We start from the raw sequence: 14656 nt of genomic DNA, 5'->3' as shown, positions 1-14656 counted from the left end.
GGCACTCACTCAACAAAAACAAATCACCCATCGCAGCCTCCTCAATGGAGACTGTGAATCACATCTAAAGCCAAATTAATAGGTCCTGAACCTAGGCATGCGGAAATGGAACAGGCGCATGCTGGCTGACAGAGCTGGGGGTTAGTGAGAGACGCCGAAAATATAAAGCTAAAATTCTGCTTTGTTATGACCGGTTTCGGGAATGCGAAGCGACGAGCAAACGACTTGAATGGGGTCGGAAGCTGTCGCGCTGCTCCCAAAATATATCGGGCCATAGCGTAGAATCGGCGACTTGCTATCTTACCCGGTGGTATGCGGCGATCGGCGGCAATATCGTGCGATAGAGGGCCATCGGCGGTGTTTGGCGGGCCGAAGTCGACGAAACAGAGAACTACATCTACGCTATAGCCCTCTAAAATGATCCCCATCTATTCTGCATCCGTTTCGCCCGCCCGTGATCGATTTGAGCGATCCCGAAGCAGGGGTCGTTTAGAACTGCATCTGCTAGTCGGACGATAAGCCCTCGATGAAGATTTTAATTTGCTCGGTGCTGACCGGCGGATCGTTCCGCCGAGCGAGCCATTCATCTGGCAGGCCGGCGATGGCGCGGAAGCGCGCGTAGAAATCGCGCCGTCGATCGGGATCGAGCGCCGCAAGGGCTTGCTTGGCTTGTTGTGAAAGGCGCCGTGGAGCCCAGAAGTGCCCGCGACCGTTTATGATAACCACCAGTGAGCGATGCGTGAACCCGCTGGTGTCCCCGCCGCGCCCGCTCGACTTTCCCTTATGATACTTCTGAAGCTTGAGCGCGACAACGAGGTTTCGTTCGGTTGAGTCCAGCAGTGACAGCAACGGTTCGCTCTTGGCGAATAGTCGGTAACCGGTCTTGCTCCATGCGTGTTCGCCCCGTCCACCCTCAGCGCCCCAAGCTTCTGCGCGAAAGGCTGTTGTCCCGTCGATCAACCATCGGCGGACGACTGGATCGTCCGGCTTTGTCCCCATCCGTTCTTGGGTGAACGTCGATGGGAATGGCCTATCGAGAGCTGTGGTGGCAGCATAGGGATCATGGCGATCCAACTGGCGCTCAGTGTTGGAGGTTTCCGCGACCCACGGCCGAACAGTATGACCGTCGCGGCCGAAATGACGACCGATCTCTTCTTCATCGTGAGGTAACCACCGAAAGAACGGTTCGTCAGACAGCAGCGCCATTGTCGTCGATCGAGCATCAATTGCGTTTGCCATTACGCTGCGAACTGTGACCGTCGTGTCGTGGCCAATCGACCATACCCCCGAAACCGGAACCCAATCCGCTGTAACACTACGGTCATCGATACCTAGCAAGGGGGCCAGCAACTGAATATCCTCGCGCACCGTACTGCCATTACCGCTCTCCGGCATAGGCATATCCGCCTCCTTGGTGAGATCGAGCGGAAATGGGTCAGTAAGATCGGCAAGCCACAGGCCATCGTCGCGAGACAGCCGATATTCCTTAAGGAACGCCGTCCAAGCGTCGCCACTCCAGTCCTCACCCACGACAGGACGCGCAGCCAACAGATCACCGGCAACAAGCATGAGCGCATGCCAGCCGAGATATCCTCCATATCGGTCCCGGTTCGGAACATAGCCTGATGACCAAGTTTCATCGTAGCTGCTGCTACGCGGGCAATCATGCATTGCCCGCACGGCGGCGTCCCAACGACGCACCCAGGCACCGATCCGGTCTTCCACTTCCCATCCAGGGCAAGCGAAGACATGACACAGGCGCTCGACATGATATTTATTGAAGTCGTAGTCGAGGTGAAAGGTGTCGTCCCGTCGTGGCGAAGAATCCGGCCGGGGAACATAACGGAACTCGGTGTAATCCGACCGAGGAGCGTGGGGATAGGGCGACAGGTTCGCCGGGGCAAGGATGGCTGTCAATGCATCGCGCTCGTCGGATGCGAGTGTTTGGGTTATCTCAAGCAGTATATCAATTGCGAAGGCACGCATCACTACATGCGGGAACTCAGCGGAGAGGGCGATCCGTTCAAAAAACGCACGTCGAGAGATCAGTGCGTCCACAGAATCTTTTGCCACGCGTGCGAGCGCGATTAACAGCCAGAGCTGTGCATGCATGGAGTAAAAGGGGAGCTTTGCATCACTAAAAGGTAGGCCCGAGCCAGACTCAAAGCTCTCGATCAGCCTTTCAATAACATCGAAGCGCTTAATTTCAGCCACACGCCGCACTGCATGCGCAGCGCGCCAGCGCATTGCCGCAATGGGATGACCGAGTCTCGACCACAGGAGCTCCGCCACCAAGGTGGCCTCCTCGCCCGGAACAGCCAAACGTGCGTCCCAAGGTCCGTCGCCAACTTCAGTAGGTAACTTCTCGCCGGTGTTCGCCAAGAACCTCTCAAGGCCGTCCGCGATGGCGCTGTCGCTAGCATCAGCGGCAAGCCTAGCGGCCAGCGCCAGCCATGCATTCCCACCAAGACCATCTGCGCTGGCGCGAAGACCGGCAACCACATGTTCGACAAGTGCGACACGATTGGCTCGAAAATATCGCTCAAGCCCCCGCCAGCCACCCCATGCATCAGTGCTGGAACCCGCGAGCTCTGTGGCATGTTTTGACGCCAGCCGGAGCCCAAGCTCCGGTAACGCATCGCGCATAGCCGCCGACGAAGCGCTCCAGTCTTCTAGGTAATCGTCCAGCGCTCGGACTTTGTCGGCAAGCGTCGCGGCGCTGGCTTCGACGACCGCGCGGACGAAGCCGAGACGATCTGCGGGCGAGGTCGTCCGCTTCCCCAGTTCAAGCAGTGTCCGAAGCGGCCATCGCCGTCCAGTGTGGTCAATTTCCTCGCTCAGTATTTGCCGATCAATCTCATCTGGATTGCTCAGGTCAATCGGGAAAACCACCGGAAGTTCAGTGCTGATTATCGGCCTATCCGGCGGTAGCTGCTCCGATTTCGGTCCGAGTCTAGCGAGCAGTCCCTCGATCCGCATCCGAGCCGGCGAGGTAGCGGGGAGATTTTGCTTGGCGAGGCGATGTAACCCTTCGATCGTCTCTCGCGCGGGAGACAGCTGATCGTCGCGATCAATCTCGACGATCAGCAGGTTGAACAACCATTCTCTTCGCTCCTGAGGCAGACGGCCCACAGCTTCCGACGCGAAATCAGAAATGTGCCAGGTCCACGTTTCGATCGGAGCAGCTAGGCCGAACAGTGCGACCGCGACCTCAGCCGACAGCTTGGAGTTGCGGATGAGGACTGTGAGCGCAGGGCCGAGGGACAGGCCAAGACGTGCGGCATCACGATCATCCAGCCGCGCCAGCATCGCCAACGTTGCACTACCGGCAATCGGCACCATCGTCTGCGCGTATTCGATCCAAGGAAACCGGTCATCTTCATTCTGATTCAACTCAAGAATGCGCGCGAGGGTGTGCGCGGCCTCAGGCGACAGCTCCGGGCCAGAATAGTGCCCAGTCAATTCCAGAAGGTGATTGGTGCGATCGAAATCGTCCGAACCAATTGCTTCGGCTAAGTCGAGCGCGCGACGGAAGTACGCTGCGGCCTCGTCGGTACTCACTCGCCACAGCGCGCGCGCAAGGCCGCCATAGGCGGTGACCCTAGATCCGACATCAGTATCCAGCTGAATCTTCCGCTCGACGTGGCTGGCGAGCAGGAGCGCGGCATCGTGGCAATGCGGGATACGAGAGAGCCGCGCCACAGCGTCAGTCAGTTCTGGAGCGAACAACCCCGGGGCATTCGCCGCCCATTCGGCCATACGCGTTGCAAGAACTGCGTCGAACGCTCCCAACGCGTCGGCGAGATAGAAAAGCACGCGGAAACCTGTTCGCGCGAGGTAAGCCTTCCCGTCTCGATACGGGTAGTTGGATGCTTCATCGACGTCGCTGACAAGACGGTCGAAAGCCGCGATCAGCATCTCGGTGCGCGTTGTTCCGCGCGGTGGGCGAATGATGTTAGCAGCGTCCTGCGCGTATTGCAGCAACGGCGTGACCCGGTTGCTGAGGACGCGCGAATATTCGGAGCGCTTCTCTTCATCAAGTCCATCGCGCCGTTTTCGCCGCCGCTGCTTTCCATCATACTTTGGTGCGGCCAGCTTCTGATTCAGCACGCGAACGAAGGCAGCTGCGCCGCGCGACCGCGCGCTTACGGGAGCCAATTCAATCAGTTCCGCCGGTGCTATGTCTATTAAAGTGACAGGCTTGCGCCGCAACGCAGCTCGCACGCCGGCAGCGAGCACGATCACATCGACCGTGCGGTCAATCGGATAGTAGCTCGAATAGTCATAGATCGTTTGGGCTTTGAGCGCTGCCCCGGCGAGGATAGCCGTCCCCTCTCGTTCCAAGCCGAGATCGGCCGCTTGGGCTGACGCCAGAACGCTGGCCATCGCCAAGTTCTTGTTGTTGTCGGTTATAGGTGGAGCAGCGGAAAGGGCGGTGATCATCCTGATCACATGGGAGGGGTCGCCGCCGGCGAATTGCAGCGCGGCTGCAAAGAGGGCCCGCGATGGAATTCGGCATCGCAATAGCCGTCTTGCGATACTCGTGGTCGGAGGGTGGGCAGAACGTTGGTGGCGCTCTAGAAGATCAAAAAGGTCGTGAAACTTGGCGAACGCCGCACCGTCATCTCGGCGGGCGAAGAATTGGGCTACACGCACATCGTTGCCCGCGAGCATCTCGACATAGGCGAAGCCAACGTCGTCCCATTTTCGCGACGTGTTCGACTCGTTGAATCGCGCGCCACCTTTTGAGTGTGCCGACCAATTGTGCCAGTCGATCGACCGCCGGGCATGACGGCGAGCTTCGTCTCGATCGCCAGCGAACGCATTCGCCAATGCCAGCGCAGCGTGCTTGCCACCTGGCCAGCCAACATTGGTTGCAGAGAGACGCCGCAGCGCCTCGGGGTCACCTGCCACTGCGGCGAGATCAGGATGCTCGTAGAGAAAACGGTCGGATCGTTCGTGGCCGGCGGCAACAAGCGATGCCTCCAGCAGTAGGCGCAAAAGATCGTCGCGCCGGCCAAGCTCTCCCGCCAACGCGATAGCGGCCGTGATCCGAGCTAACCGGATGTCGCGCGTGCTGACTTGTGACGCCCCGCTGGGAACGCGCAGATCGTAAGCCAGCCGAATGAGCTGATCCGCATCGCGTAGCGATGTAAGCAGCGCCGGCAACGCTCGGGCTGCATAGTTTGAAGTAAGCTGGCGTTCCTCAAGAGCGGCAATAACTCGATCTCGGCCCACTTGACTCGTGCCATAGGTAGATCGGATCAGAGTTTCGGTAGGCTCATCGCGGAACATCAGACCATGGGGTGTTCGCTCCAGCAAGGGAGCGAGATCAGCGGCGAAACTCTCGACCTGCTCGGCGATCAATCCATGCGCTGCGGCGAGCTCTTCGATTGGTACCGGCGGCGCCAGCAGGGCAATGCCGGTGAGCAGAAGATCGATGTCCCGATCTGTGGCACCGCGAGCGCGCGCCGTACTGCGCGCTTCTTCAAGACGCTTGCGGAGAAGCGCATCGAGCAGATCGTGTGGCTCGCTAGGGTTGTCGGGGAAGGACACTGGATCGAAGGGGCGTCCACTCGAAATCAGATTGTCTAGGCAGCGTGGATTGCGGCCGGATCGCATGAGTAACGCAGCGACTTCAGCGGCTGAGGCGTCCGGTACTCGGCGTGCGATAAGAGTACGTGCCTCAGTGTCAGTGAACAATGGAACTGAGAAAGAGCGATGCGAGCTGTCGCCGGTTGCCAACGCGAGCCGCTCGGTGCGGCACGATGCAACGATACGAACACCATCAATCGGATCGATACTGATGCTGCGCAGGAGAAGATGGGCGAATGATGACGTGGCGGTTTCCTGCGCGGCAAGACCAGCGTGGTCGATGGCATCTAGAACCAGCGACAGACATGCGTCGCTGCGCGTGTTCCGAGCCGTTGCGACAGACTGGGCCAACCGCCTCCGAAATGCCCTCAGCAAGCTGGTTACATCAGCGACGGGCAGGAGAATATCGCAAAGTCCTTGCCCGGACAGGAGATTGGCAATGTGAACCAATGTCCGCTCCGGGAGATGCCGGCCGTCAGCAGGGTCCCGCCATCGCCCTGCACCGAACCCGTCGAAGAGTACTACGGGTCCGTCAGCGCGCAACCGGTCGGTCAAGCCCTGCATCAACACCGTTTTGCCCATTCCACCTGCCGCATGGACCACGAGGGGAAAACCAACCTCACGGGCAAGGATTGTGATGTCGTCGAGAACCGCGCGCTGCACGACTTCCTTGACCTCGGAAAATGCATCAGGGGTCGGATACAGGCGATCCTCGTGCTCGACTTCCAACTCAGCCAGGACTGCTACCCGATCAACACGCTTATCTGTTTCGCTGCCGGGGCCGGCCTTAATCCTGATAAGATTCCGCAGCTTGAGCAGGCGCTTCTCCGCGTCTGGATCGCTGGGTTCGCTCCATGCAGCTAGGGTCGCGGAAATCGTGCGCTCCGCGTCGATCAAGCTCCCTTTGCTGCCCATCAAATCTAGCCGACGCAGCAACTCGGCAGCAGGATGCGGGTAGTTCTTCAGAGCTTGCGCGATTCGGGCTGCTTGGCGCCCCTTATCACCATCTTCTTCGGTACCAGCGATCACTGCTGCAATCGCCGGACCTAAATTGTCGTGGATGGGCCGGTTTGTTGAAAATTCATACCTGACCACTTTGTCGACATGGTCATCGCCGTGCATCGCTCGAAGCTCGGCGTCGGTTGCGGCGAATTTGGTGAGCGTAGAAGCAAGGTCTGCGGCTCGAACTGATGTGTCGGCGCTGGCGATCGAGTATTTGAACTGAACGATCGTGACTCGGTGCGCCCGGGCAACGTCGGTTCCGCCGTGGTATCGGACAAGATCAGCGATCTCGACCGCACCGGTTCCCAGCTCTTGCTCGTCTCGTTCATCAAAGCCTTCGAGCGTGATGGCGGAGAGGTCGGTCGACGGCAGAAGAAGCTCAAGCGCCGTACGCGCTGCCCAAGCTTCATGATAAGCATGACCAGCCTTGGAGGCTCGTACCTTGTCTATTGCTATCGGCGTGACGCTCGGGTCTTTGTCATCATTCATGATCAGGTTGATTCACGTCATTTTACCAGTCTTATTGTCCCGCACACCACGCCATGACACCACCAAAAATTCCGGCCCATCAAGCGATGAGGCACGCAACACGCTTACCTGTTGCTACCTCGCCTAGCAGAAGCGCAGCGGGGCTGTGGAGTACCATCGGCGGTTATACTGGTAGGGCTATCGTGCTTGGCTGGGCGTGTGAGAACCCCTCTTCGCACGCCAATCGCCTCGCGGCAATCTATCAGATTGATAATAAATGAAATAATCGTTCAATTTGTGCGGCAATCGGCGGTGTTTGGCGGGTCGAGCGGGATTCGAACCTATATGCTGAAGCAATCAGTTGGGATTCGGATACCTTCATCATCAACACTGTTTTTCGAAAGGCCTCCGGCGTTCGAGGCTAGGCATATAGCTGCCATTTAAAGCCTTGTGTGCCATGGCCGCAGGCGAAGAGTCTCCCCATTGACCGGAAGGGATTCGAACTTTTTCACCATCAAACGCCGCCGTTTCTACGCTTTTTGGAGCACATGCCAGCCATCACCTTGTGTAAAGGCGTAATTTCGGCGGCTATAGCGTACTATGGAGGGCAATCGGCGGAGAAATGGCGCACCCGACACGATTCGAACGTGTGACCTTTGCCTTCGGAGCATTTTGTCCTGGCTATCCTAAATACACGCCAGGGCACGCTATGATACGACAACGATTTGAAACATATGGACAATTCTGCTTTTCCCGCCGAAATCCATATCCAGAACTTCGCTCCGAATTCCATCCGGGTGCTTCCGTGGTGCTTCCGCGGAAGCAACCCTTCCTCAGCGGGAGGAATGGCTAATGTCAAAGCTGACAAAACGTGTGGTGGACGCCGCTGCCGTCCGTGAAAAGGACTATTTCATCTGGGACGACGAGCTGCCCGGCTTCGGCCTTCGTGTCTTCGCGTCCGGAAAACGCAGCTACCTTATCCAATATCGCGCCGCAGGTCGAACCCGTCGTTACACTATCGGCCTCCATGGCATCTGGACGGCAGAAACCGCCCGGCAGGAAGCGAAGATACAGCTCGGCCGGGTGGCCCAAGGTGACAACCCTTCCGAAGAACGCCAGCTCGATCATCAGGCGCTCACCGTCAAGGAGTTGTGCGCGATGTATCTCAAGGATCTCGACGCTGGTCTCATCCTCGGCAAAGGCGGACGCCCAAAAAAGGCAGGCACCATCGTCAGCGATGTGGGCCGAATTCGCCGGCACATCATTCCGCTGATCGGCAACCGCAAGGTCAAAGATCTGGTCAAGGCCGATGTCGCCAAGGTGTTGAAGGACGTCATGGCCGGCAAGACGGCGGTATCGGTCAAAACCAAGAAGCTGCGCGGCAAAGCCATCGTGCGCGGCGGCGCCGGCACGGCTACGCGGACCGTCGGGCTCCTCGGTGGCATTCTCACATACGCCATGGAGGCCGGAATCATCACCTCCAATCCCGCGCATGGTATCCGCAAGCCCAAGGACAATGTGCGCGATCGTCGTCTCACCGAAGCCGAATACCGCATCCTCGGCGAGATGTTGCGGGCGGCAGCCGAGAATCCGAAATATGAGATGACGGTCGAGATCATCCGGCAGATCGCGCTCACCGGCTGTCGCCGCAGCGAGATGATCGGCCTCAAATGGGCCGAGGCGGATATCGACGCGAGTTGCATACGCCTCAAGGAAAGCAAGGAAGGCGCCTCCATTCGGCCCGTTGGCCTGCCGGTGATCGAATATCTGGAAGAACGTCGCAAGACGGCGACGGGCACCTATGTGTTCCCCGGCCAAGGCGAGGACAACGCCTTCGGCGGCTTTCCCAACCACTGGAGACAGATGTTCAGGGACAGCCCGCTGGCCGACGTGACGCCGCATGTCTTGCGGCACAGCTTCGCCAGCATCGCCAACGATCTCGGTTTCACCGAGGTCACGATCGCCGCGCTGGTCGGGCACGCCAAGGGGTCGGTCACGAGCAAGTATATCCATTCGCTCGACACGGCCCTGATCATGGCCGCCGACACGATCTCCGGCTACATTCAGGGATTGCTCGACGGGATCGAATTCAAGCAGACCGCCTATGCGCTGGATCGCGATTCCCGCAAGGCTGCACTGTCGCGCTTCCTGCTTCAGGCGATCGGTGAGCCAGAAACCGAGGAGGATGAGCGCCTTGCAGCCTGATACCAGATTTTCAGTTATTGCAGTTAGCGTTCAGGGCGCCTATATTGGTCAGGAAGGAGAAACCGCCATGGCCAGCCAGGTTGTCAAATTCGCCGGTCTTTCGGACCGGGACCGCAAGAAGGTGCTCGCCCTTCCCAGTCTCGGGGCGGGCGACCGCTTCGAGTTGCGTGTCCGCCGCCGGGACGGAGAGGAGCAGACCGTCGTACTGCCGCCTGCCGCGGCCGATGTGGTCGAGGCCCTGCTGGACCATCTGCGCAGCGGCGAGCGCGTCGCCGTGCTGGCCGAGGATCAGGAACTAAGCCCCGCCGATGCCTCCGAAATCCTCGGCATCTCGCGGCCGCTCGTCGTCCATCGCATGGACATCGGCGATCTGCCGTTCCGCTATGTGGGAAAGCATCGCCGCGCATCGCTCAAGGACGTTCTGGCGCTGAAGGCGCAGATCGACGGCCAGCGCAAGGCGATGGAAGGCCTGGCGGCCGATGCCGAGGATCTCAACCTCCGCTATGGCATTTAATCCCGTTGTCGCGGTCTGCGATGCCTGTGTCCTGTATCCGTTTCATCTGAGGAACGTCATCGTGCAGGCGGCAGTCGACCGCCTGTTCCACGCGCGCTGGACCGATGCGATCCATGACGAATGGATGCAGAACCTCATCGCCAATACGCCGGGCCTTCCGCCCGATCGCCTGATGGGCACGAAGCGTCTCATGGACCTTGCATTGCCCGAGGCGCGTATTGCCGGATACGAACAGCATATCCCTGCCATCAGTCTCCCCGACCCCGATGACCGTCATGTCGCCGCAGCCGCCATCGCGGCAGGCGCATCGACGATCATCACTTGGAACCTGCGCGATTTCCCGGTTGGCGCGTTGAGAAAACACAATCTGGTGCGTCAGACACCAGACGCCTTCCTGGCCGATCTCCATGAACAGCTTCCGGAGCAGACCACCGGGTCGCTGGCGAATGCTCGGCGCAATCTCAGGCGGTCGCGTGTGTCCGCGTCCGACTTCCTCGACATCCTGCGAGGTCAGAAACTCACCAGGCTGGCAGCGCAGATCGAGAAGCATATCGACGATCTCTGAACCGGACGTCCATGCCTGCCGAAGCCCTGATTTACGGATTGCGGGGGAAAGTCTTCCCCCTGGCCGGCGCCTCGGTCGCCGGCGCACCCCCTTCTGCGGGGAGACCCCGCAACGCCCCCTTCAGAGTGAGAGTGCGGACGGGTTTTCCGTGACGGGTTGAGGGCCGGAGGAGAGGCTTCCGGCGCCCGTCGCGGAGATCATCCCGATGGCCAGAGAGCAACGCGCGGCTCGCAAGGGCGGCACGCGCACGAATCTTTACGACGACATCACCGACAAGATCATCGCCGACCTGGAGGAAGGGCGCTTTCCCTGGGTCCAACCTTGGGGCACGGCGGCGGCGAAAGCGCCGCTCGCCATGCCGAGGAACGCGGCGACCGCCCGGCAATATTCCGGCATCAATGTCCTGATCCTCTGGGGGGCCGTGATCCAGCATGGCTATCCCACCCAGCATTGGCTCACTTTCCGCCAGGCGCTGTCGCTTGGCGGCAATGTCAGGAAGGGCGAGCACGGCACCACCGTCGTCTATGCCGATCGTTTCACGCCGGAGGACGAAAAGCGCCGCGCCCGTGAGACCGGGGAGGAAGCCGGCAGCATTCCGTTCCTCAAGCGGTTCACCGTATTCAACGCCGCGCAATGCGAAGGCCTGCCCGACAACATCGCCGTCGAGGCCCCACCTCCACCGCCCGGCATGATCGAGCCGCAGGTCGAGGCGCTGATCGCGGCGACCGGCATCGATTTCCGGATCGGCGGGAACCGCGCCTATTATGCCCCCGCTCAGGACTATGTGCAGGTGCCGCCGCCGCAAGCCTATTTCGAGCCGATCAATTGGCACCGGACCGCCCTCCACGAGATAGGTCACGCCACAGGGCATGAGACCCGGCTCGGGCGGGATTTCTCGGGTAGCTTCGGTACGAAGAAATACGCCTTCGAGGAGATGATAGCCGAGATTTCGAGCGCTTTTTGCTGCGCCTCGCTCGGGATCGTGCCGACGGTGCGCCATGCCGACTATGTTGGTTCGTGGCTGGAGGTGATGCGCGAGGATTCCCGCGCCATCGTGCGCGCCGCCTCGCAGGCGAGCAAGGCGGCCGACTGGATTCTCTCGCATCTGCCGGAGGGCGACGCCGCAGAAGCCGATATGGCGGCCACCGAGCGGAGGGCCGCGGCATGATCCTCCTGACAGATGAACAGCGCGCGCAGCTTCTCGCCAATGGCCGCCAACCGGACGCCGATCACATCCCGGTCGTCAAATTCTTCAACCCCTTCGGCGCGGGTGTCTGGCTTGCGACCGAATTGGACGAGGATGGCGACACCATGTTCGGACTGGCCGATATCGGCTGTCCCGAACTGGGCTCATGGCGCTTCGAGGAACTGCGATCCCTCCAGTTGCCGTTTGGCATGGGCATCGAACGGGATCTGCTTTTCATCGGAGATTTCCCGATCTCGGTCTGGGCCGAGGCGGCGCGTGAGACCGGCAGCATCCGTGATGCCGAGCGCGTGCTTTACCGCGCGGCTCAATCCTTGAGCCGGAAATCCTCCGATACGGAAAGCCGGTTTCCCTGAATTCCGGGTTCCAGGCTCTGCGGGTTCGGCGTCGCTCTCTTCAGAGGAAGAGGGCGGCGCTTCGCTTCGTGACGGGCTGGTTGCCGGAGAGAGAGGCTCCCCGGCGTCCGTCATGGAGTCACTGACATGGCCACTGCCGTTCAGAAAATCACCCTGTCGTCCTCGCGCGACATCCCCTTCAACAAGCTGGTGCTCAGCCAGTCCAATGTCCGGCGCGTGAAGGCTGGCGTCTCGGTCGAGGAACTGGCCGCGTCCATCGCCCGCCGGGGCCTGATCCAGTCCCTGCATGTCCGGCCAGAGCTGGATGCGGAGGGCAAGGAGACCGGCCTCTTCGAGGTGCCCGCCGGCGGACGGCGCTACCGGGCACTGGAGCATCTGGTCAAGCAGAAGCGCCTCAACAAGACCGCGCCGGTGCCTTGCATCGTCTCGGAGGCCAGTGACGACATCCTGATCGACGAGGTGTCGCTGGCCGAGAACATCGAGCGCGCGCCGCTGCATCCGCTGGATCAGTTCCGCGCCTTCCAGACCCTGCGTGAGAAGGGCATGAGCGAGGAGGAAATCGCCGCCGCGTTCTTCGTCGACGCCAAGGTGGTAAAGCAGCGCCTTCGCCTCGTTTCGGTCTCGCCTTCGCTGCTCGATGTCTATGCCGAGGACGGCATGACGCTCGAACAGCTCATGGCCTTCAGCGTTTCCGAGGATCACGCCCGCCAGGAAAAGGTTTGGGAAGCGATCCGGGACGGCTGGCAGAAGGAACCTTATTATATCCGCCGCCTTCTCACCGAAACCACCGTGCGCGCTTCCGACAAGCGGGCGCTCTTCGTCGGGGTTGGCGCATACGAGGACGCCGGCGGCTGCGTGCTGCGCGATCTCTTCCAGCAGGACGATGGCGGCTGGCTCCAGGACCCGGTGCTGCTCGACAGGCTTGTCGGGGAAAAGCTGAAGGCCGACGCGGAAACCATCGCTGAGGAAGGCTGGAAATGGATCGAGATCGCGGTGGACTTCCCCTATGGCCACACCAGCGGGATGCGCCGTCTGGCCGGCGCCACCATCGACTTGACTGACGAGGAGCGTGCCGAACGCGAGAAGCTCCGCGACGAGTTCGACGCGCTGGAGGCGGAATATGCCGAGGCCGACGAATTGCCCGACGAGGTGGATGCGCGGCTCGGCGAGATCGAGGAAGCGCTGGATGCCCTCGAATCCCGGCCGATGATCTATGCCGCCGACCAGATGGCCCGTGCCGGTGTTTTCGTCAGCATCCGTCACGACGGTCAGCTCGCCGTCGAGCGCGGTTATGTCCGCTCCGAAGACGAGGTGGTGGAAGGCCAGGAGGGCGATGGCGCCCAAGGTGCATCTGTTGAAGGCGGCGAGCCCGGCAGTGTCCAGCGCGCCGTCATCACCGTGGGCGGTGCAGCGCCGGAAACCGAGGAGGACGAAGAGGTCGAGACCATCCGGCCGCTGCCCGATCGCCTCGTCAGCGAGTTGACTGCGCATCGCACCTTGGCGCTTCGGGATGCCGTGGCGACCAACCCGCATGTGGCGATGACGGCGTTGCTGCACCGGTTGGTCACGGATTGCTTCCTGCCTCATTCCGCCAGGGGCTGCCTCGAGGCCCAGGTCCGGGAGGTTCACTTCCCGGCGCAGGCAGAGGATCTGGGCGAAAGCGCCTCGGCAAAGTCCATCCAGGATCGGCATGAACGCTGGGGCGATCACATCCCGGCCAACGATGCCGCGCTCTGGGACTGGCTGGCCGATCAGGACGACGACACCCGGATGGAGTTGCTCGCCCATTGCGTTAGCTTCGGCGTCAACGCCCTGCACGAGAAACCCAACCCCTATAGCGGCATGGGCGTCAGCCAGCATGGTCTCGACGTGCGCCTGTCGCAGGCAGACCGGCTCGCTCGGGCGACCGGACTCGACATGGTGGCGGTGGGCTGGCGGCCCACGGTCGGGAACTATCTCGGCCGCGTGACCAAACCGCGGATCATCGAGGCGGTGCGCGAGGGCGCCGGCGACTGGGCGGCGCAGCTCATCGATCATCTGAAGAAAGGCGACATGGCGAAAGAAGCCGAGCGCCTGCTGGCCGAAACCGGCTGGCTGCCGGAGCCGCTGCGCATGGTGGACCGTGATGCCAAGGTCGATACGGACGCGGACGATCTGCCCGAGTTCCTTGTCGACGATGGCGAGGATGAAGAAGCCACCGAGGAGGAGGACGCGCAGTCGATGGTCGCTGCCGAATGATCCTCAGGCGGGGCGGCTTCCGCTGCTCCGTCTCCTCCGTTCCGTTTCCACACTTCGCCCGGTCCTCGTGACCGGGCTTTTTCTTTGGAGATATCCGATGCCCGCAAATATCGACATTGACCAGATCTTTCGCGAGGACAGCGCCACCCCTCCTTCGGAACGCTCGCTGCCGTGGGAGGAAACCCGCGATGGCATTACCGTCGTAGTGGAGCCAAAGCCCCATTGGGCCGACGACATGCGCGCCTTTCGTCTCGATATGCGCCAATATTGCCGCTACGCGGATTGGACCGCGCAGGGCAATGATGCCCGGTTCTACGATCACATCGACACTTGCGGCGATGACGTGATGATGAAGGCGCAAGCCATGATCGCGCGCGAGATCGCTGACGGACTTTGGGATTGAAGGTCGTCACGGACCCGGTACCGGCCTCAATGGTCCCGATACCAGCTTCATCATGATTCCGATGATCCGGTCTGGGCAACGGGTTCCATCCCCGGCCTGGAACACG

Annotated in this window: 8 protein-coding genes; 7 read left to right on the top strand and 1 reads right to left on the bottom strand. The window is 60.9% G+C overall.

Annotated elements, in window-relative coordinates; genetic code table 11:
- Nucleotides 1–504 precede the first annotated feature (504 nt).
- Complete coding sequence (locus tag FHS81_RS17280) at nt 505–7086, bottom strand: hypothetical protein (RefSeq protein ID WP_183754809.1); 6582 nt, start codon at nt 7084–7086, stop codon at nt 505–507.
- Nucleotides 7087–7917: 831 nt separating this feature from the next.
- On the opposite strand from FHS81_RS17280, the gene FHS81_RS17275 reads away from it, so the two are divergent.
- The 7 genes from FHS81_RS17275 to FHS81_RS17245 all read left to right on the top strand — a co-directional run bounded on the left by FHS81_RS17275 (nt 7918) and on the right by FHS81_RS17245 (nt 14550).
- A complete protein-coding gene (locus FHS81_RS17275; RefSeq protein WP_030540685.1) occupies nt 7918–9270 on the top strand; it encodes a tyrosine-type recombinase/integrase in 1353 nt (450 codons plus the stop codon).
- 67 nt (nt 9271–9337) lie between these two features.
- Nucleotides 9338–9784 carry a MerR family transcriptional regulator gene (locus FHS81_RS17270; RefSeq protein WP_030540684.1) on the top strand — a complete coding sequence of 149 codons (447 nt, stop codon included), beginning with the start codon at nt 9338–9340 and terminating at the stop codon, nt 9782–9784.
- The gene (locus FHS81_RS17265) at nt 9774–10349 is read left to right on the top strand and encodes a VapC50 family PIN domain-containing toxin (RefSeq protein ID WP_030540683.1); all 576 of its coding nucleotides are present in this window, start codon (nt 9774–9776) and stop codon (nt 10347–10349) included. Before FHS81_RS17270 ends, FHS81_RS17265 begins: the two co-directional genes overlap by 11 nt.
- A gap of 205 nt (nt 10350–10554) precedes the next feature.
- The gene (locus FHS81_RS17260) at nt 10555–11517 is read left to right on the top strand and encodes an ArdC family protein (protein WP_103023847.1); all 963 of its coding nucleotides are present in this window, start codon (nt 10555–10557) and stop codon (nt 11515–11517) included.
- Nucleotides 11514–11909, top strand: coding sequence for a DUF2958 domain-containing protein (locus FHS81_RS17255; protein ID WP_030540763.1), 396 nt, complete (start codon nt 11514–11516; stop codon nt 11907–11909). The genes FHS81_RS17260 and FHS81_RS17255 overlap by 4 nt, the downstream gene beginning before the upstream one ends.
- A gap of 126 nt (nt 11910–12035) precedes the next feature.
- Nucleotides 12036–14147 carry a ParB/RepB/Spo0J family partition protein gene (locus FHS81_RS17250; protein WP_030540762.1) on the top strand — a complete coding sequence of 704 codons (2112 nt, stop codon included), beginning with the start codon at nt 12036–12038 and terminating at the stop codon, nt 14145–14147.
- Nucleotides 14148–14244: 97 nt separating this feature from the next.
- Nucleotides 14245–14550, top strand: a complete 306-nt coding sequence (locus FHS81_RS17245; protein ID WP_030540761.1) for a hypothetical protein — start codon at nt 14245–14247, stop codon at nt 14548–14550.
- Nucleotides 14551–14656: the final 106 nt, after the last annotated feature.

Origin of the sequence: Pseudochelatococcus contaminans (assembly GCF_014195635.1) — a bacterium.
Classification (GTDB): domain Bacteria; phylum Pseudomonadota; class Alphaproteobacteria; order Rhizobiales; family Beijerinckiaceae; genus Pseudochelatococcus; species Pseudochelatococcus contaminans.
Note: the sequence above shows the minus strand (reverse complement) of the source record. Positions and strands in the feature narration are given on the sequence as shown.

Bases quoted from the DNA above. Each gene is read 5' to 3' on its own strand.
- FHS81_RS17260 (WP_103023847.1), top strand. From the start codon at position 10,555: ATGGCCAGAGAGCAACGCGCGGCTCGCAAGGGCGGCACGCGCACGAAT.
- FHS81_RS17255 (WP_030540763.1), top strand. From the start codon at position 11,514: ATGATCCTCCTGACAGATGAACAGCGCGCGCAGCTTCTCGCCAATGGC.
- FHS81_RS17245 (WP_030540761.1), top strand. From the start codon at position 14,245: ATGCCCGCAAATATCGACATTGACCAGATCTTTCGCGAGGACAGCGCC.
- FHS81_RS17280 (WP_183754809.1), bottom strand. From the start codon at position 7,086: ATGAATGATGACAAAGACCCGAGCGTCACGCCGATAGCAATAGACAAG.
- FHS81_RS17265 (WP_030540683.1), top strand. From the start codon at position 9,774: ATGGCATTTAATCCCGTTGTCGCGGTCTGCGATGCCTGTGTCCTGTAT.
- FHS81_RS17250 (WP_030540762.1), top strand. From the start codon at position 12,036: ATGGCCACTGCCGTTCAGAAAATCACCCTGTCGTCCTCGCGCGACATC.
- FHS81_RS17270 (WP_030540684.1), top strand. From the start codon at position 9,338: ATGGCCAGCCAGGTTGTCAAATTCGCCGGTCTTTCGGACCGGGACCGC.
- FHS81_RS17275 (WP_030540685.1), top strand. From the start codon at position 7,918: ATGTCAAAGCTGACAAAACGTGTGGTGGACGCCGCTGCCGTCCGTGAA.